General features: G+C 59.7%; 18 protein-coding genes and 1 pseudogene. 8 read left to right on the top strand and 11 right to left on the bottom strand.

Annotated elements, in window-relative coordinates:
- Window positions 1-138: 138 nt before the first annotated feature.
- Window positions 139-1,263 (bottom strand): AI-2E family transporter, encoded by a 1,125-nt coding sequence (locus tag LG327_RS08725; protein ID WP_404369315.1) that lies wholly within the window; start codon window positions 1,261-1,263, stop codon window positions 139-141.
- A gap of 191 nt (window positions 1,264-1,454) precedes the next feature.
- On the opposite strand from LG327_RS08725, the gene LG327_RS08720 reads away from it, so the two are divergent.
- From LG327_RS08720 to LG327_RS08710, 3 genes are all read left to right on the top strand, one after another.
- Window positions 1,455-1,802 carry a hypothetical protein gene (locus LG327_RS08720; RefSeq protein ID WP_404368549.1) on the top strand — a complete coding sequence of 116 codons (348 nt, stop codon included), beginning with the start codon at window positions 1,455-1,457 and terminating at the stop codon, window positions 1,800-1,802.
- A gap of 96 nt (window positions 1,803-1,898) precedes the next feature.
- Window positions 1,899-2,147, top strand: coding sequence for a hypothetical protein (locus LG327_RS08715; protein ID WP_404368546.1), 249 nt, complete (start codon window positions 1,899-1,901; stop codon window positions 2,145-2,147).
- A gap of 119 nt (window positions 2,148-2,266) precedes the next feature.
- A complete protein-coding gene (locus LG327_RS08710) occupies window positions 2,267-3,166 on the top strand; it encodes a haloalkane dehalogenase (RefSeq protein WP_404368544.1) in 900 nt (299 codons plus the stop codon).
- Between the two features lie 30 nt (window positions 3,167-3,196).
- Here LG327_RS08710 and LG327_RS08705 read toward each other — a convergent pair whose 3' ends face one another.
- Entirely contained in the window at window positions 3,197-3,982 is a 786-nt protein-coding gene (locus tag LG327_RS08705; RefSeq protein WP_404368541.1) for an acyl-CoA thioesterase, read from the bottom strand.
- 183 nt (window positions 3,983-4,165) lie between these two features.
- Between LG327_RS08705 and LG327_RS08700 the strand changes: the two genes are divergently transcribed.
- A complete protein-coding gene (locus LG327_RS08700) occupies window positions 4,166-5,710 on the top strand; it encodes a DEAD/DEAH box helicase (protein ID WP_404368539.1) in 1,545 nt (514 codons plus the stop codon).
- Here the strand turns inward: LG327_RS08700 and LG327_RS08695 are convergent.
- The 4 genes and pseudogenes from LG327_RS08695 to LG327_RS08680 form a co-directional block, all read right to left on the bottom strand.
- The gene (locus LG327_RS08695; protein ID WP_404368536.1) at window positions 5,689-6,204 is read right to left on the bottom strand and encodes a dihydrofolate reductase; all 516 of its coding nucleotides are present in this window, start codon (window positions 6,202-6,204) and stop codon (window positions 5,689-5,691) included. The genes LG327_RS08700 and LG327_RS08695 overlap by 22 nt on opposite strands.
- Window positions 6,205-6,369: 165 nt before the next feature.
- On the bottom strand, window positions 6,370-7,209 hold the full coding sequence (locus LG327_RS08690; protein WP_404368533.1) for a thymidylate synthase: 840 nt from the start codon (window positions 7,207-7,209) through the stop codon (window positions 6,370-6,372).
- Window positions 7,206-7,994 (bottom strand): prolipoprotein diacylglyceryl transferase, encoded by a 789-nt coding sequence (gene lgt, locus LG327_RS08685; RefSeq protein ID WP_404368530.1) that lies wholly within the window; start codon window positions 7,992-7,994, stop codon window positions 7,206-7,208. The genes LG327_RS08690 and lgt overlap by 4 nt, the downstream gene beginning before the upstream one ends.
- A 10-nt stretch (window positions 7,995-8,004) precedes the next feature.
- A pseudogene (locus tag LG327_RS08680) lies at window positions 8,005-8,280 on the bottom strand (TSUP family transporter); the annotation flags it as partial.
- Between the two features lie 78 nt (window positions 8,281-8,358).
- Here LG327_RS08680 and LG327_RS08675 point away from each other — a divergent pair.
- The 4 genes from LG327_RS08675 (at window position 8,359) to dxs (ending at window position 12,533) form a co-directional block, all read left to right on the top strand.
- Window positions 8,359-9,129: an NRDE family protein gene (locus LG327_RS08675; protein WP_404368528.1), complete on the top strand. Its 771-nt coding sequence runs from the start codon at window positions 8,359-8,361 to the stop codon at window positions 9,127-9,129.
- A gap of 147 nt (window positions 9,130-9,276) precedes the next feature.
- On the top strand, window positions 9,277-9,531 hold the full coding sequence (locus LG327_RS08670; RefSeq protein ID WP_404368525.1) for an exodeoxyribonuclease VII small subunit: 255 nt from the start codon (window positions 9,277-9,279) through the stop codon (window positions 9,529-9,531).
- Between the two features lie 8 nt (window positions 9,532-9,539).
- Window positions 9,540-10,427: a polyprenyl synthetase family protein gene (locus tag LG327_RS08665; protein ID WP_404368523.1), complete on the top strand. Its 888-nt coding sequence runs from the start codon at window positions 9,540-9,542 to the stop codon at window positions 10,425-10,427.
- A 171-nt stretch (window positions 10,428-10,598) separates the two neighbouring features.
- Window positions 10,599-12,533 (top strand): 1-deoxy-D-xylulose-5-phosphate synthase, encoded by a 1,935-nt coding sequence (gene dxs, locus LG327_RS08660; RefSeq protein WP_404368520.1) that lies wholly within the window; start codon window positions 10,599-10,601, stop codon window positions 12,531-12,533.
- A gap of 14 nt (window positions 12,534-12,547) precedes the next feature.
- Here dxs and ribA read toward each other — a convergent pair whose 3' ends face one another.
- The 5 genes from ribA to argJ all read right to left on the bottom strand — a co-directional run bounded on the left by ribA (window position 12,548) and on the right by argJ (window position 17,062).
- Window positions 12,548-13,105 carry a GTP cyclohydrolase II gene (gene ribA, locus LG327_RS08655; RefSeq protein WP_404369312.1) on the bottom strand — a complete coding sequence of 186 codons (558 nt, stop codon included), beginning with the start codon at window positions 13,103-13,105 and terminating at the stop codon, window positions 12,548-12,550.
- 261 nt (window positions 13,106-13,366) lie between these two features.
- Window positions 13,367-14,377, bottom strand: coding sequence for a GTP 3',8-cyclase MoaA (gene moaA, locus LG327_RS08650; RefSeq protein ID WP_404368518.1), 1,011 nt, complete (start codon window positions 14,375-14,377; stop codon window positions 13,367-13,369).
- 1 nt (window position 14,378) lies between these two features.
- Window positions 14,379-14,855 carry a cyclic pyranopterin monophosphate synthase MoaC gene (moaC, locus tag LG327_RS08645; protein WP_404368515.1) on the bottom strand — a complete coding sequence of 159 codons (477 nt, stop codon included), beginning with the start codon at window positions 14,853-14,855 and terminating at the stop codon, window positions 14,379-14,381.
- A 46-nt stretch (window positions 14,856-14,901) separates the two neighbouring features.
- Entirely contained in the window at window positions 14,902-15,864 is a 963-nt protein-coding gene (locus LG327_RS08640) for a Nudix family hydrolase (RefSeq protein WP_404368512.1), read from the bottom strand.
- Window positions 15,845-17,062 carry a bifunctional glutamate N-acetyltransferase/amino-acid acetyltransferase ArgJ gene (argJ, locus tag LG327_RS08635; RefSeq protein WP_404368510.1) on the bottom strand — a complete coding sequence of 406 codons (1,218 nt, stop codon included), beginning with the start codon at window positions 17,060-17,062 and terminating at the stop codon, window positions 15,845-15,847. Before argJ ends, LG327_RS08640 begins: the two co-directional genes overlap by 20 nt.
- Between the last annotated feature and the right edge of the window lie 82 nt (window positions 17,063-17,144).

The following is a 17,144-nucleotide window of genomic DNA, read 5'->3' as shown; positions in this document are numbered from 1 at the left end:
TCCTGTTATAAGAATCCGGCCTGATCGCGAGCTTCGGTCAGGCCTGCTGCGAGGCTCTGGTGTCCGCCTCCCTGCTCATACTTTAGCACAACGCCCCGGAGGTGAACCCGTAATGACACCCGGGTGAGCGCGCTCCCGCTATTCCCCGCCCTGATCCCCGGTTCCGCCAGCACCACCTTCGCTGGCGGATTCCGTGGCGCCGGTCGGCCGGCGCGTGCCTTCACCTTCGCTGAACTCACGCATAAAGATCCCCCAGAATGCCATGAACAGGGCGGCTACCAGCGGTCCCATCACAAAGCCATTAATGCCAAACATCACTATGCCGCCGAGGGTCGAGAGCAACACTATATAATCGGGCAGCTTGGTGTCCCGCCCAACCAGAATGGGCCGCAGAACGTTGTCCGCGAGCCCTATAACCACCACCCCGAAGGCGGTCAGGATAATCGCCGGGATAATGCTGCCGATGGCGGCGAGATAGAGAGCTGCAGGTACCCATACCAGTGCCGCCCCTACCGCCGGAAGCAGTGACACAATGGCCATCACTACCCCCCAGATCAGGGCGCCCTGGATACCCAGGGCCCAGAAGATGCCACCGCCGAGTGCACCCTGGATCAGGGCAATCAGAAGATTCCCCTTGACCGTCGCCCGGGTGACCTCGGCAAACTTGTTGAAGAGCAGGCGTTCCCGCTCATCTCCCAGCGGCAGAGCCCTGATGAGCAGATCCACGAGGCGGGTGCCATCACGGAGGAGGAAGAACGCCAGGTAGACCATCAGGGCAAGACCAAGAAAAAACTGAAAGGTGTTCTGGCCAAAACCCAGGGCCTGCTTTGCGAAGAACTGGGTGGCGCCTACAAACGCATTGGAAGCTCTGTCCCGGAGTTCCGCGAAATCGATATTGAACTGGCCGAGAAACCCCTGGATGGCAGGAAATGACGCATTGATCCTGTCGATATATTCCCCTGGCCGGATTTCTCCTGCCTGTATCTGCTGGTACAGGCTCACGCCCTCTGCCACCAGGGAAGAAACCAGAACGATAACGGGAATCACCACGATGAACATGCAGGTCAGCAATGTCAGCAGTGCCACGATATTTGGCCGGTTACCCAGCCGCCGGATCAGGACCCTCTGCAAGGGGTGGAAAATCAGGGCAATGGCCACCGCCCAGAATATGGGACCGGCAAACGGTTTCATCAGCAGCAGGAATGCCAGAGTCACCAGCACAAGCATGGCGAGAAATGACCGCCTTTCCAGAGCGTCGTACATAAACCCTTCCATCATTTGTGTTGCTGTTCAGGAGCCCCGCATTCCATCGTCCGATGTGCGATCAGGCGGTTGCATACCTTACCATGAGGCCCATGGTAAGGGAGATTGCAGGCAGGCTATAGTGATTGTCCGCGACGGCCAACAGAAACTGCACAGCGGGACCGAAAAGGGACCAGGAACGGACCAGATCATTGAATACTGATACGTTTGACACAGACACAGCGCTGGAAGCTGCCCGCGCCCTTGACCGAATCCTGGCGAGCCGAATGCATCGCAGAAAGGTCATGGGGCAGGAGGTGCTCGTTCCTGGGCAGCTGGGCCAGGCGCTTCGCCTGCCGCTGCTGCTTCGACGCCTGCAAAGCCGCCAACTGCGACAGCGGGAAAAAGGCCTGGAGGATTTCAATGCCCTCTGGGAGACCCTCTCCGGACCCACCCGGCGGAGGGTGCTTGATGCTCTGGGCCGGTATGACCCCCAAGCCCTGAGCTGGGAAGACAAGCGTTCCAATCGGCGTCCGCGCGGTAGCATTGACGATCCCTGAACTCTGCTGCCCTTTAAATGACACACTCGTACCTTATAGTTTAAAGATAGACAAAAAATTAAACGGAAGGGCCCAGCCGGCCAAGGAGCATGCTCAATGACCCACCAGACACATTATCAGGCACAGCTGGCACAGAGCTCAGTCAACCCATCACTGCTATGCGGCCACTGCAACTCCATACTGTCGCCATCAAAAATCTTCCGTAACCCGGGGGACCGGGATTTCGACGGCTCATGTGCTGTCATAGGCCTTTGCAGCGCTGATGACTGTGGCTCAGTAAACTGCTGTGATGACGCTCTCTCCCGGGTGGACAATCCATCCCGCATCGTGGATCTCGCATCCTGAAGCAATCGGGCAACGCGCTGTTACGCAAACGAAACACATCTTTTTGCCATCTGATTTAAGCTGGTATCGAGCTCGCCATACAACGGCCGGGCATCCTATCAGTCAGGACAGTCGATGGCATGCGCATCCTAAAAACCGACGAAGCCCGCTTTGCCGGGTTGGCAGATTATCCTTTTGCTCCAAACTATCTGGACGTCGATCCCCGACTGAGAATGCACTATGTTGACGAGGGACCAGGGGATCAACATCCGGTTGTAATGCTGCATGGCGAACCTTCCTGGTCCTATCTTTACCGCCACGTGATTCCCCGGGTTGCAGGGGAGGGCCACAGAGTACTGGCGCCGGACCTGATCGGTTTTGGCAAATCGGACAAGCCGTCCGAGATTGCGGACTACAGCTACGACAATCATTTACGGTGGCTGAATTGCTGGCTGGAAAGCCTGAATCTGCATCACATCACCCTGGTGTGCCAGAACTGGGGCTCACTGCTGGGCCTGCGGCTGGTGGCCGAGCATCCGGACCGTTTTGAGCGGATCATCGTGGGCAACGGGATGCTCCCTACTGGAGAAGAAACTGCTCCCACCGCCTTCACCGTCTGGAAAAATTTTGCCAGATACAGCCCCTGGTTCCCCATCAGTCGCATAATTCAGCTGGGCACCGCCCGGACGCTCAGCCGTGCAGAGCTTTCTGCCTATGAAGCGCCCTTTCCCACAGCACTCCACAAGGCTGGCGCCCGCGCCTTTCCCCGCCTCATGCCCACATCCCCGGAGGACCCCACCAGTCTCGCCAACCGCGAAGCCTGGGAGGTCCTGAAGAAATGGCGCAAGCCGTTTATTACCTGCTTCAGTAGCGGCGACCCCGTTCACCAGGGCGGTGACCGGTATCTTCAGCGCCACATTCCGGGCGCCCACGGACAGCCTCACATAACCCTGAAGGGTGGCCATTTTCTGCAGGAAGACTCACCGGAGGACTTTGCCCGCATTATCACTGATGCCTGCAAGGCCTCGCTCGCGGCCTGACAAATCCGCCCGGGCCGGCATTCCTGAACACTAGCCGAATACGGTCACCGCCTGGCGGCTGACTGCCACCAGCTCGCCTTTTCGTGTCCATATTCCGGCATGGGTGTGGCCATAACCATGCCCGGCCTGATCAATGGTTGCGCGATAGAGAAGCCATTCATCCGGATTGATGGCAGGGCGGGGGTGGACGATATCAAATGACCAGCTCAGGGTGCTCGTCAGGGCGGGGCTCTTCAGGTGCGGCAACAGCGTAGGTGGCCAGGCATCAATGAGCGCAATCAGCTGGGCATCACCGATGGAGGAAGGGGGTGATCTGAATCTCATCCAGCCGCCCATGTGTCGACCTCCCCGGCCGCTGAAAGGCATCGAGCCGAAGGCCCAGCGCATCTCTATATGCTGGATGAATTCCGGAGTAACGCCTTCCGTGTAAGGCAGGCCCTGACAGGCCTCCGGGTCTGCCGCCTCGGGCGCGGGCTCAGCTTCCACATGTACCGTCGATTCACGCCCGCCACCAAAGCTCGCCAGGGCCGCCAGCCTGGTCTCGCCCTCCTGAATGATATTGGCCCGGGCCTGGCTGACGCCTCTGCCCTCACGAAGAAGCTCTGCCTCAATGGCCAGCTCGCAGTCCGGGGTCACCGGTCCCACGAACGAAACCTGCATTGAGCGCATTGGACGGTCCGCAGCGACGGTTCTGGCCATACGATCATAGGCAAGAGCTGCCACCAATCCGCCAAAGGTGGCACGTCCCTGTGCCCAGGATGCAGGTGCTTTGAGACCCTGACTGGCCGGGCTCGCCAATAGTTCATCGAAATTCATTTACAATTCTCCAGGATTTTCGAAGGGTGGCAGGACGAGCCTGCGAACAAGACCCGACGAACCGGGCAATTACCTACGCCCGGTCGTCGCGAATGCGTACAAAACCATACGACAAACAGGTATACTGTGTCACAACCCGCGCGGTCTCTGCTGCGCCTTACACTCCGAATTCTGAGTTATTTCATGTCTATAGAATCTTTTGCCAATCTCGGTCTTGACCCGGCTGTGCTTGAAGCCGTTGCCGCTGTTGGCTATGAAACGCCCTCGCCCATCCAGGCTCAGGCCATCCCTATTCTGCTCGCCGGCGACAATCTGCTGGGCACCGCCCAGACGGGTACTGGCAAGACCGCAGCCTTTGCCCTTCCGCTGCTCAGCCGCATTGAACATACAGCCAATGTGCCACAGATCCTGGTGCTGACTCCCACCCGGGAGCTTGCCATCCAGGTGGCAGAGGCTTTTACCACCTACGCCAGCTCCTTCCGGAACTTCCATGTCCTGCCAATTTACGGCGGCCAGGATTTCCATCCGCAGCTCAAGGCACTCAAGCGCGGAGTCCAGGTAATTGTGGGTACACCGGGGCGGCTGCTGGATCACCTGCGGCGCGGCACTCTCAAACTGGACACGCTGAAGGCCCTGGTGCTGGACGAAGCGGATGAAATGCTCCGGATGGGCTTCATTGATGACATTGAAGCCATCCTGGCGGCAACACCGGAAAACTGCCAGCGGGCACTATTCTCGGCAACCATGCCTCCGGCAATCAGGAAAGTTGCCCAGACCTATCTGAGCAATGCGAAAGAAGTCAAAATCGAGAACCAGGCCAAAACTGACAAGCTGATCAGACAGTTCGTTCTGCCGGTCTACGCCGAACGCAAACTCGATGCCCTGACCCGGATACTGGAAGTCGAGCCCTTTGATGCAGTGATTATTTTCGTGCGCACCAAGGCCGAGACCACGGTTCTGGCGGAAAAACTGTTCGCCCGAGGCCATGCGGTTGCGCCGTTGAATGGCGACCTGAACCAGCGCCAGCGTGAGCTGACGGTGGACGAACTCCGTCGTGGTAAAAAGGACATACTGGTAGCCACGGATGTGGCGGCCAGAGGTCTGGATGTGCCCCGCATCACCCACGTCATCAATTACGACGTGCCTTATGATGCTGAAGCCTATGTGCACCGGGTCGGACGTACCGGTCGGGCCGGTCGCGAAGGCAAGGCCATTCTGCTGGTCACACCACGGGAGCGAAGCTGGCTGCGTACTCTTGAGCGTGTAACAAACTCGCCCATGGAGTCCTATCAGCTGCCGTCTCCGACGGATCTCCAGAAGCTGCGGGAAGAGCAGTTCGAGACCCAGTTAATTGGGCTCGCCGGGGACACCAGGCTCCCCAGAGCCATTGAGTTGCTGCAAAGTATTGCGGAACGCAATGACATGGATATATCCCAGTTGGCCGGTGCCATGGCCTGTCTGATGGAATCGATTCAGCCGGGCACACTGCCTCTGGAACAGCCGACGGCTCTGCCCATTCCCTCCGCCGAACGCCGGGGTCGGGACGACCGGGGAAGCCGTCCGGGCGACAAGCGCGGTCCCAAACCAGGCTTCAAAAAGGGTCCTGGCGGCGGCGACAAGGGCAAACCCAATCGCCCATCAGCGCCGCCCAGAGGCGGAAAGCCCTCGGGTCCTGGTGGCAAGCCGCCGACCAAACGGCCCGTGCGTCAGTCAGACGACAATCGCTGATAGACCAGAAAGCTGTAATCATAGGGATTGTTATCGGACGCGGAGAAATCCTCCCGTCCGATTTCTTCCCACTCCTGCCAGTTCACCTCTGGGAACCATGCGTCTCCCGGAACCTCATCATGAACCAGCGTGACGTACATCCTGTCCACGTGGGGTAGCGCTTCGGCGTATATCTGTCCTCCGCCGATCACCATGATTTCCTCCCGATTCTCAATTTCTGCCCGGGCCTCCGCCCTGACAAAAGCATCTTCCAGTGATCCCGCTTTGACCGTCCCGTCCGGGGCCTCCCAGTCAGGGTCCCGTGACACCACCACATTCAGCCGTCCCGGCAGGGGTCGCCCGATGGAATCCCAGGTTTTACGACCCATGATGATGGGTTTGCCCATGGTTACCTGTTTGAAGTAACGCAGGTCGCCTGGCAGATACCAGGGCAACTTGTTGTTACGGCCGATGACCCGGTTCCGGGACATGGCCACTATCAGGGCTTTTCTCATAGGTAGTCCTTATGGTTCGAGGTTTAAGCTGCGGGCTGCGGGCAAATGGGGGTAATGGTTCAGAAATGTGCGGAGCCAGGGATGGCGGAGCCCAAGCGTACAGGGACGTATTCACAGCGTTTTTCGGAAAACCCTACCCGCCGGTGTGCCACTCCCAGCTATCGATCAAATTGCAATTGGCGCCCTGATCAATGGATGCGGGTTATAGCCCTCGAATTCAAAATCCTCCAGCTCATACTCGAAAATGGAAGCCGGCTTGCGCTTGATCGCCAGTTTCGGCAGAGGCCGTGGCTCGCGCCGGAGCTGCTCGAACACTATGTCGTCTGTCAGATGGTTCTGGTACAGATGGCAATCACCAAAGGTATGAACAAAGTCGCCGACCTCCAGATCACACTGATGGGCAATCATGTGTGTCAGCAGACTGTAGGATGCGATATTGAACGGCACCCCAAGAAAAAGATCAGCACTGCGCTGGTAAAGCTGGCAGGACAGGCGGCCCTCTGCCACGTAGAACTGGAACAGGCAGTGACAGGGCGCCAAGGCCATTCGCCCCTCTTCCACGTTGGCCTGTGGGGTGAGGGATTCATCCGGCAGCTCCGCCGGATTCCACGCGGATACGATCAGGCGACGCGAATTGGGTCTGGTCCGGATCTGGTGAATCACCTCAGTGATCTGGTCCACCACTTCACCATTGGGACACTGCCAGCTGCGCCACTGCTTGCCATAGATTGGCCCGAGATCGCCGTTTTCCAGCGCCCACTCATTCCAGATGCTGACTTTGCGCTCCTGCAGCCAGCGGTTGTCGGTGGAGCCCTGCAGAAACCAGAGCAGCTCATAAATGATACTGCGCAGGTGGATTTTCTTGGTGGTGACCAGGGGAAAGCCTTCCGAAAGGTCAAACCGTATCTGCCGTCCGAACACCGAGCGGGTGCCGACTCCGGTTCGGTCGCCCCGGTCCAGACCGTTGTCCACCACGTCTTTGATGAGATCCAGATAGGCTTTCATTGAGCCTCTCTCCTGTATGCGTACACCATCATCGCCACCCCGGCCAGAATCATCGGGAAAGACAGCACCTGGCCCATGGTGAGCCAGCCCCAGGCCAGATATCCCAGATGGGGATCGGGCTGTCGTACGAACTCAACTGCAAATCGGAAAATCCCATACAGGGTCAGGAAGCAGCCGCTGACCGCCATCCGCGGCCTCGGTTTTGACGAGAACCACCAGAGCACGATGAACAGCACTACCCCTTCAAGAGCAAACTGGTAAAGCTGGGAGGGGTGGCGCGCCAGGGAATCCGGCGCCTGGGGAAACACCATGCCCCAGGGAAGATCCGTTGGCTTGCCCCAGAGCTCGCCGTTGATAAAATTGCCTATGCGCCCTGCCCCCAGACCAACCGGAACCAGAGGTGCCACAAAATCAGCGATCTGAAAAAAGGTGCGCTCAATCTTGCGGCCAAACCACCACATGGCCAGCAGCACGCCAATCAGCCCGCCGTGAAAGGACATGCCGCCTTCCCAGACTCGGACCAGTGACAGTGGATCGCCGAGAAACTGGTCGAAGTTGTAGAAGAGCACATAACCCATGCGCCCCCCCAGGATCACACCCAGGGCGATATAGAACAACAGATCGCCCATCTGGACTTCGGTGATGGGCGACCAGGGCTTGCGGGCGCGGATGCGGCCAAGCCACCAGCCAACCAGAAATCCCACCAGATAGGTCAGGCCGTACCAGTGAATCTTGATGGGCCCCAGGGAAATGGCCACGGGATCGAATTCGGGATGTCGAAGCATTAGCAGGTTCTCATATCAGGAAACGGATACCGACCACAATGAGCAGCACGGCAAAAAATCGTTTGAGCAGGCGGGCATCCAGCCGGTGTGCCAGCCCCGCACCGTAACGGGCAAAGAAAACACTGGTCAGGCCAATGCCCAGTAACGCCGGCATATAGACAAGACCCAGGCTGAACCCGGGCAGCTCCGGATGCTGCCAGCCGGTAAAACCATTGGTGAGGGCCCCTGCCATTGCTATCGGAAGACCACAGGCGGTCGAGTGACATGTTTTTACGGCGACCTGAATGAAATCAAGGCTGGTATGATACACAAGCACGGCTGCGATTATTACCACTCGCAACAACACACGGAACGGGATCACATCATGTGCCTGATACTTTTCGCCCTCGGCCAGCACCCCGAGTTCCCCCTTGTACTGGCGGCAAACCGGGACGAGTTTCATGCACGGCCCACCAGCCCCATGCACTGGTGGGCGAGGGGCAGCGTATTGGCGGGGCGGGACGAGCGTTCCGGCGGCACCTGGCTGGCGGTCGACTCACAGGGCACTGTTTCCGCTGTGACCAATGTACGGGAACCAGGGGCGCCATCCGCTCCGGAATCACGGGGAGTTCTGCCCCTGAAAGCGCTGAGTGAGAGCCCGGCAGAGCTGGCCATGGAAATGCGACAGGAAGGAACCCGGTATGGCGGCTTCAATCTGGTGAGACTGCAGGCACAGGATGGCTGGTATTTCAGTAACCGGGACCCGCACCCGGGCCGGCATCTTCATCGGGGCGCTTATGGAGTCAGCAACGAGCTGCTGCAGAGCCCCTGGCCCAAGCTGGTCAAGTTGCGTCAGGAAATGATCGGCCTGCTGCATCAATCGGAAGGCCGGGGCCCGGACATGATGCATCAGCGGCTTATTGAAAAACTCCAGGACGACACGCCCGCTCCCGACAGTCTTCTCCCGGACACAGGGATCGGGCTGGAGGCCGAACGGTTCCTGTCGTCACCGTTCATCAAAGGCGAGAAATATGGCACCCGGGCCACTACCATTGTCACGGTGCAGCGCGGTGGGCACATCCAGGTCACGGAGCAGAGCTGGCGTCCTGGTGGCATCCCCGGCGAGCAGCTCCGCTTCAGCTGGCAGTCCTGCTGAACGGGGAAATCTCTGACAGGCACACTGTGTTTCATGCCTGGATCCTCTCCGACTGGCACCAGAGCGATAGCGCGCGCGGAATACGTCTGGACTCCGGGATTTGTTATACTGCCGCCCCAACGCCAAAACTGCCGGGAGCCTAGCCCAATGGCCGAGCAAACAAGCCAGACGTCAATTGCGGACTTTGAGAAATCACTGAATGAACTGGAGACCCTTGTGCGCGATCTTGAGCAGGGCGAGCTCTCACTGGAGCAGTCCCTGAGCGCTTTCGAGCGGGGTGTCCGACTGACCCGAGAGTGTCAGCAGGCACTCAGAACGGCTGAGCAGAGAGTCGAGCAGCTGGTTCAGCTTGACGACGGCAGTCTGGAGACTCGCCCTTTCCATCCTGACGAATCCGTATGAGAGCGGAAATGGCCCCTGAAACCGGCTTTATGGACGAATGTCGGGCCCGGGTCGACGCAGAACTGACACAACGCCTCGCCATTTCCGTGCCCGAAGCCGGTCCACTCTGCGATGCCATGGGCTACAGCGTACTGGGAGGCGGCAAGCGGATTCGCCCGGCACTCTGTCTGGGCGCCGCCCTTGCCATGGGCCAGGAGGATCGGCGAGCCGTCGTCCCCGCCTGTGCAGTGGAGCTGATTCACGCTTACTCCCTTATTCACGATGATCTGCCTGCGATGGATGATGATCACCTGCGCCGGGGCCGTGCCACGACCCATATCGCCTATGATGAAGCCACGGCGATTCTGGCCGGGGATGCCCTTCAGGCACTCGCATTTGAATGGCTCAGTGAAGCGCCCGGAGTGACTGACAGTATTCGCCTGCGGATGGTGCGTGAACTGGCCATTGCAAGCGGCTATCTGGGAATGGTGGGAGGCCAGGCCATTGACCTGGCCTCCGTTGGCCGTGAAGTGGCACTTGCAACACTGGAACTCATGCACCGTCGCAAAACCGGCGCGCTCATAGAAGCCAGCATCATCCTGGGCGCCCTTACTGCAGAAAAAGTCAATGAGAGACGTCTGGGGCACCTGAACAGCTATGCCCGGGCTCTGGGACTGGCCTTCCAGGTCCAGGACGATCTGCTGGACGTAGAAGGTGAAACCGAGGTGATTGGCAAACCCCGGGGCTCCGACGCCGCGAGGTCAAAACCCACCTACCCCTCACTGCTCGGCATCGAGGGAAGCCGCAGGCATCTGGCCGGCCTGCTGGACCAGGCCCAGCAGAGCCTGGCCGGCTTCGGGCCAGAGGCAGATGCGCTCCGGGACATGGCTGACTTCGTAGTTGCGCGCACCCATTGATCATTGGCCGGAATGGGTGTGAAAGTGGCATGGTTGATCCCGTATAATACCATGCCATGACATTCCGGAAACCAGCGAACACCGGGTGCTGATACAGCACAGCACCGCAAACATTACCGCCGGGGTTCCTTACAGAGCCTCCAGCCGAACCATCGGAAAAGATTGAAACGGATGCAGGATACTTACGTTTTCAGGGAAATCCCGTCACAGCAGCCCAGCACGCCGCTGCTGGACCAGATTGATACCCCCGTCCAGCTTCGCCTGCTGTCCGATGAGCAGCTGCCCCAGCTGGCGCGGGAACTGCGGGCCTTCCTGCTGTGGACGGTTGGCCAGACCGGCGGGCATTTCGGTGCCGGGCTTGGCGTTCTCGAGCTCACAGTCGCACTCCACTACGTATTTAACACGCCGGAGGACCGGCTGGTCTGGGACGTGGGACATCAGGCCTATCCTCACAAGATCCTTACCGGCCGCCGGTCCCGTATGGCGAGCATCCGCAAGAAAAACGGCCTTGCGGGCTTTCCCAAGCGTGCAGAAAGCGAATATGACACTTTCGGCGTGGGCCACTCCAGTACCTCGATCAGTGCGGCTCTGGGCATGGCCATTGCGTCACGGATGCAGCAGTCTGCCCGCAAGAGCATTGCGGTGATCGGCGACGGTGCAATGACGGCAGGCATGGCCTTTGAGGCACTGAACCACGCCGGCCATACCCGGGCAGACCTGCTGGTGATCCTGAACGACAACGACATGTCCATCTCCCACAACGTGGGGGGGCTGTCGACCTATTTTGCCAAGCTTCTGGCCAGCCGCACCTACAATCAGATGCGGGACAGCAGCAAGCGGGTGCTTCAGGCCACTCCGAATCTCATGGCCCTGGCCCGCAAGACCGAAGAACATTTCAAGGGCATGATTGCGCCCGGGACCCTTTTCGAAGAGCTGGGGTTCAATTACATCGGCCCAATAGATGGTCACGACCTGCCACTTCTGGTGGAAACCCTGGAAAACATCCGCGAACTGGACGGCCCACAGTTTCTCCATGTGGTTACCAGGAAAGGCAAAGGGCTGGCCCAGGCCGAGGCCGATCCGATTGGCTATCACGCCATTAACAAGATTGAACCGGCTCCGGCGATAAAACCGGCACCTCTTGAAGCCGAGCCGAAAAAACCGAAATATGCCAATGTATTTGGCCAGTGGCTCTGCGATGCAGCCGAACAGGATGACCGGGTCGTCGGCATAACCCCGGCCATGTGCGAGGGATCAGATCTGGTGGCCTTCAGCCAACGATTTGGCGACCGCTACTACGATGTGGCAATCGCCGAACAGCACGCAGTAACGCTTGCTGCCGGCCTCGCCTGCGATGGCGCCAAACCGGTCGTTGCCATTTACTCCACCTTTCTTCAGCGGGCCTACGACCAGCTGATCCACGATGTGGCAATACAGAACCTCGACGTGCTGTTCGCCATTGACCGGGCGGGGCTGGTCGGAGAAGACGGTCCCACCCATGCCGGGGCTTTCGACCTGAGCTATCTGCGATGCATTCCGAACCTGATAGTGATGGCGCCCTCGGATGAGAACGAAACCCGCCAGTTGCTGCATACCGGACTCATGTTTCAGGGGCCAGCTGCCGTGCGTTATCCCCGTGGCACTGGGCCCGGCACCGCCATCCAGCAAGCCCTGGTGCCACTGCCCATCGGCAAGGGGCGCCGTATCCGTGACGGAAGCGGCGTGGCCATCCTGAATTTCGGAACCCTGCTGGCTTCCGCGCTGGAGGCAGCCGAATCACTGGGAGCGACGGTGGTCGACATGCGCTATGTGAAACCCCTCGATGAAGACCTGATCCTGGACCTGGCCGGCCAGCATGACCTGCTGGTGACTCTTGAGGAAAATGCGATCGCGGGTGGCGCAGGTAGCGCCGTGTCTGAATTTCTGAACAGGGAGGGGGTGCCTGCGGTGGTTCTGAACCTGGGGTTGCCTGACCGCTTTGTGGAGCATGGCAAGCACGGCGAGCTACTGGCCGAATGTGGCCTGGACACTCCGGGAATCAGGGCGTCCATTAGCCGGCGCCTGGAGCGCATGAAGACCGGAAAGTCCCTGAAAGCCCTGCCCTGACAGCAGCCCGCGCATCAGAGCCCCGGGTCGTCGTCCTGATGCGTTTCCAGCCAGTGGCCCAGCTTGGCCTGCTTGGTATCCAGGTAGTGCTCGTTGTGAGGGTTGCGGCCAACCTGAATCGATACCCGCTCGGCAATTTCGATGCCCAGGGCCTCCAGGGCCATGACCTTCTTCGGGTTGTTGGTCATCAGCTTCAGGCTACGAATTCCCAGGTGTCCAAGCATGTCCCGGCACATGGTGTAATCCCGGAGGTCGGCTGCGAAACCAAGCCGCTCGTTGGCCTCGACTGTATCCGCCCCCTGGTCCTGCAGGTTGTAAGCCCGGATCTTGTTCAACAGGCCGATGCCCCGTCCTTCCTGTCGAAGGTAGAGAAGAATTCCCCGGCCTTCACGAGCGATGCTGCGCAGCGCTTCCTCAAGCTGGTAACCACAGTCGCAACGCATGCTGTAAAGGGCGTCCCCGGTCAGGCATTCGGAGTGGGTTCGCGCCAGCATGGGATCGGGATCGTCCAGGGCTCCCAGCGTCAGGGCAATGTGCTCCTTGCCGGTAGCCAACTCTTCAAAACCATGCATGTCGAACACGCCAAATGGCGTAGGCAGGCGACAGGTCTGGACGTAACGAACGACCACAACATTCCCTCATATCAGATTAAGCGGGGCGCATTTTAACAGAACAGCGCCAGGGCGCGTAGTTCAAATGCGCCGGATGATGCCAGGCCCGGAGCGCAGGACTGCCCCCCTGGAGCGCCGAAGATATCCAGAGAAAAAGACGTTTACGCCTGCAGAGTGATTCCAGATTGCCGGACCAGTGCAAAAACGGGCATAACCCCGCATCTAGCCGCCTGTCGCACTCATGAACCTCAACACCTGAGGTTCCTCGCCGAGGTCGAAATGGTGTTTTTCAGGCTTTAGAGCCATGGACTCATGAAGCGCCGACTGAACCCGCTTATCCACCGCGGCGGACGCCTGATCACCTTCCCGCAGCACAGCTCTCAGATCCATCGAATGTTCATTGCCCAGGCATAGCAGCAGCCGCCCTTCCGTCGTTACCCTGACCCGATTGCAGTCGCCGCAGAAGTTGTGACTGTGGGGAGAAATAAAACCGATTCGGATGTTATGTCCAGGTATCCTGTAATACCGGGAGGGCCCGCCGGTATCGTCCGCAACCGCCTCAAGGGAATAGCGGCCACGTATCAACTGCCTCAGATCGGCACTGGACACATAGGTTTCCGCGCGATCATGCTCGGTGATAACCCCAAGGGGCATCTCCTCGATAAAGCTCAGATCAAGGTTATTTGCCAGCGCATACTCCACCAGCGGAAGGACTTCGTCGTCATTGCGTCCACGGAGTATCACGGCGTTGAGCTTGGTACGCTCGAACCCCGCTTTCCGGGCCGCCTCAATACCCGTCAGCACCTGACCGAGGCGACCGGTGCGGGTCAGTTCCCGGAAACGATCTGCGTCCAGGCTGTCCAGGCTTATGTTGAGCCGGTCAAGCCCTGCCGCCCGCAGAGGTTCCGCCAGATCCTGAAGCCGTCCGCCGTTGGTGGTCATGCACAGTTCATGCAGGCCTGGCAATTGCCGGATTGATTTTACCAGGCTCACTATACCGGGGCGCACCAGGGGCTCGCCTCCTGTGAGCCGGATTTTGGTGACACCGCAAGCTACAAGATTGCGGGCCAGCACTGCAATTTCCTCCAGGGAAAGCACCTCCGACTTGGGCAGAAAAGTCATTTCCTCGGACATGCAGTATACGCACCGGAAATCACAGCGATCGGTAACCGACATCCTGACATAGGTTACCCTGCGGCCGAAGCCGTCGATCAGCCCACTTTCCTGGCTCATGTCAGGACACCTGCCAGTGACCGCTACGGCCACCCTTCTTCTCCAGCAGCCGTACCTGGTCTATGGTCATGCCACGGTCCACGGCTTTGCACATGTCATAGAGGGTCAGGGCGGCAATCGAGGCAGCAGTCAGGGCTTCCATCTCCACGCCGGTCTGTCCCGACAGTTTACAGCGGGCCTCAATGTGAACCGACACAGGATCATGACGGGGTGTCAGCTCTACTGTCACGGAGCTGAGGTTTAACGCATGGCAAAGGGGAATGAGATCATGGGTCTTCTTGGCGGCCATGATGCCCGCAATCCGGGCCACGGCAAGCACATCTCCCTTGGGATGCTGGCCGTCCACAATCATTGCAAGGGTCTCCGGGGCCATGCGGATACTCGCCTCAGCCCTGGCTTCCCGGACGGTGTCAGGCTTGTCGGAGACGTCAACCATGCGGGCTGCGCCCTTCTCATCCAGATGTGTCAGCTCGCTCACAGGCTCTCCTGGCAGGGAATTTCACTCAGCATACCAGATATCAGCGTCACCACCAGGCACCTATGCCTGAAACCCCCTGGGCACCGGTATCCTTCGCCCTGGCCAGATGCTCCATACCCAGGCCGCCAAGGCCATAAACAGGCACCGGTGCGCCTTGCACCAACTGCTGCAGGCCCTGCCAGCCAAGAGGGGTCGCACCCGGATGGCTGACAGTCTCCTGCACCGGGCCAACAGTGACAAAATCCGCCCCCAGGGCAACGGCATGAGCGATCTGATGTTCGCTGTGGCATGAAACAGCCAGCCACTGCTCTGCTGGAAGAGGACGCGATACAAGCTTTGAGGCCAGGGCCCAGGGCAGGTGGCAGCCGACAAATCCATGGCCGGCTGGCTCCGCGCGCCCGCCATGAAGCATGAGGCCTGCGCCCGATTGCCTGCACAGATCCCGCGCCTGACCGGCCATGGCTGCATAGTCCGCCGGGGCAAGCCAGGGCGCCCGGAGGAGCACCAGAGCGGGTCGCACGGCCGCCAGGCTACGCTGAAGCCGCTCGAGGCCCTCGGTGATGGTGCTGAACCTGCCAGTGATGGCATAGAATCCGGGCAGCCGGAGCGCCCGGATAATGGAGCGGTTGGCCGCGGGAAAGTCATGGTCGTGAAGGGCATCAAGCTCCCGCCAGCCAATTTTTTGTCCTTCTCTGCCCTCGGGTTCTCCCTGCGCATCCCTGGTCTGCCAGACATCAAGGAATACCCGTTTGTCGCCATAGTCGTGGCGGATGCCGATAACAGGGGTCAGGGAGCCGGCGGGCACGGCGAGCCCGGTCTCTTCGGCCAGTTCCCGCACCAGCGCATGCTGGACAGTCTCACCCGGCTCCACCTTGCCGCCGGGGAATTCCAGCAGGCCGCCCTGGTCGGCATGGTCTGGCCTTCGGGCAATCAGTATCCGGTCACCCCGGCGGATTACACCCACCGCGACGTGAACTTCTTTCACCCGATCAGCTCCGGTACTCAGCATTGATGGTTACGTAATCGTGGGAGAAATCGCAGGTCCACACCCGCTCGCGCATCTCACCACGCCTGAGGTCAACCCCGATGGTGATTTCCGGCTGGATCATTACCGCCTTGCCGCGCTCCTCACTGTACTCCGGCGCCCGACCCCCGTTCCGCACCAGGCACACATCGTCCAGATGAATGGTGAGAGCGTTCAGGTCGAGATCCGTTACGCCGGCCCGCCCGACTGCCGCCAGTATCCGCCCCCAGTTTGGATCGGAAGCATAAAGCGCGGTCTTCACAAGCGGCGAATGAGCGATCGTGTAAGCTACATCAAGAGCCTCCCGGCTCGACGCCGCACCCTGCACATCAATGGTGACGAACTTGGTGGCACCTTCGCCGTCCCTCACGATGGCATGGGCCAGGGTCATGTAGACTTCCCGCAGAGCTTCCTCGAAGCGGGCAAGATCCGGGCTTTCCCGGGTGATTTCCTGATTACCGGCCTGGCCGGTGGCAATCAGCATGCAGGCGTCATTGGTAGAGGTATCGCCATCAATGGTGATGCGATTGAAGGAAATCTCACCAAGTTCCGAGGCCAGACTCTGCAGCAGTTTCGGCTCAACCGCGGCATCGGTGGCAATAAAGCCCAGCATGGTTGCCATGTTTGGCCGGATCATTCCCGCGCCTTTGCTGATGCCGGATATGGTGACGGTCCGGTCTCCAAGGGTGACCTGTCTCGTGGCCCCCTTGGGCAGCGTGTCGGTGGTCATGATCCCGTGGGCCGCGTCCGCCCAGCCATTGGGATCCAGTGCCTTCAGGACTGCAGGCAACGCCGGTAGAATACGATCCACCGGCAGGGGCTCGCCGATGACACCGGTAGAGAACGGCAGAACTTCCGAAGGGGCAACCCCTGCTTCCACTGCGAGAGCTTCACAACAGGCCATGGCGTCTTTCAGGCCCTGTTCGCCAGTACCGGCATTGGCATTGCCGGTGTTAATCAGCAGGAAACGGGGCTGACCGCGGGACATATGCTCCCGCGTCAAGGTGACCGGGGCGGCACAGAACTGGTTGCGGGTAAAAATCCCCGCCACATGGCTTCCCGGAGCAGCCTCGATCACCACCAGATCCCTGCGCCCTGGCTTCTTGATACCGGCGCTGGCAACGCCCAGCCGCACACCGGCGACCGGAAAAAACCCGGGCAATGGCCCTAACCCTACTGCCATGATGGCTCTCCTTTGTAATTGGATTCTGACCCTGCAAGCAAAAACCCGCAGCCTGACGCTGTCAGGGTGCGGGTTTTTGCAG

This window comes from Marinobacter sp. (assembly GCF_044799475.1).
GTDB lineage: Bacteria > Pseudomonadota > Gammaproteobacteria > Pseudomonadales > Oleiphilaceae > Marinobacter.
The sequence above is the reverse complement of the archived record's forward strand: the minus strand, read 5'-3'. Positions and strand labels throughout refer to the sequence as shown.

Excerpts from the sequence above, each read along its gene's own strand:
- LG327_RS08725 (WP_404369315.1), bottom strand. The coding sequence starts at position 1,263 with ATGTACGACGCTCTGGAAAGGCGGTCATTTCTCGCCATGCTTGTGCTG.
- LG327_RS08715 (WP_404368546.1), top strand. The coding sequence starts at position 1,899 with ATGACCCACCAGACACATTATCAGGCACAGCTGGCACAGAGCTCAGTC.
- LG327_RS08710 (WP_404368544.1), top strand. The coding sequence starts at position 2,267 with ATGCGCATCCTAAAAACCGACGAAGCCCGCTTTGCCGGGTTGGCAGAT.
- LG327_RS08705 (WP_404368541.1), bottom strand. The coding sequence starts at position 3,982 with ATGAATTTCGATGAACTATTGGCGAGCCCGGCCAGTCAGGGTCTCAAA.
- LG327_RS08700 (WP_404368539.1), top strand. The coding sequence starts at position 4,166 with ATGTCTATAGAATCTTTTGCCAATCTCGGTCTTGACCCGGCTGTGCTT.
- LG327_RS08695 (WP_404368536.1), bottom strand. The coding sequence starts at position 6,204 with ATGAGAAAAGCCCTGATAGTGGCCATGTCCCGGAACCGGGTCATCGGC.
- LG327_RS08690 (WP_404368533.1), bottom strand. The coding sequence starts at position 7,209 with ATGAAAGCCTATCTGGATCTCATCAAAGACGTGGTGGACAACGGTCTG.
- lgt (WP_404368530.1), bottom strand. The coding sequence starts at position 7,994 with ATGCTTCGACATCCCGAATTCGATCCCGTGGCCATTTCCCTGGGGCCC.
- LG327_RS08675 (WP_404368528.1), top strand. The coding sequence starts at position 8,359 with ATGTGCCTGATACTTTTCGCCCTCGGCCAGCACCCCGAGTTCCCCCTT.
- LG327_RS08670 (WP_404368525.1), top strand. The coding sequence starts at position 9,277 with ATGGCCGAGCAAACAAGCCAGACGTCAATTGCGGACTTTGAGAAATCA.
- LG327_RS08665 (WP_404368523.1), top strand. The coding sequence starts at position 9,540 with ATGGCCCCTGAAACCGGCTTTATGGACGAATGTCGGGCCCGGGTCGAC.
- dxs (WP_404368520.1), top strand. The coding sequence starts at position 10,599 with ATGCAGGATACTTACGTTTTCAGGGAAATCCCGTCACAGCAGCCCAGC.
- ribA (WP_404369312.1), bottom strand. The coding sequence starts at position 13,105 with ATGCATGGTTTTGAAGAGTTGGCTACCGGCAAGGAGCACATTGCCCTG.
- moaA (WP_404368518.1), bottom strand. The coding sequence starts at position 14,377 with ATGAGCCAGGAAAGTGGGCTGATCGACGGCTTCGGCCGCAGGGTAACC.
- LG327_RS08640 (WP_404368512.1), bottom strand. The coding sequence starts at position 15,864 with ATGCTGAGTACCGGAGCTGATCGGGTGAAAGAAGTTCACGTCGCGGTG.
- argJ (WP_404368510.1), bottom strand. The coding sequence starts at position 17,062 with ATGGCAGTAGGGTTAGGGCCATTGCCCGGGTTTTTTCCGGTCGCCGGT.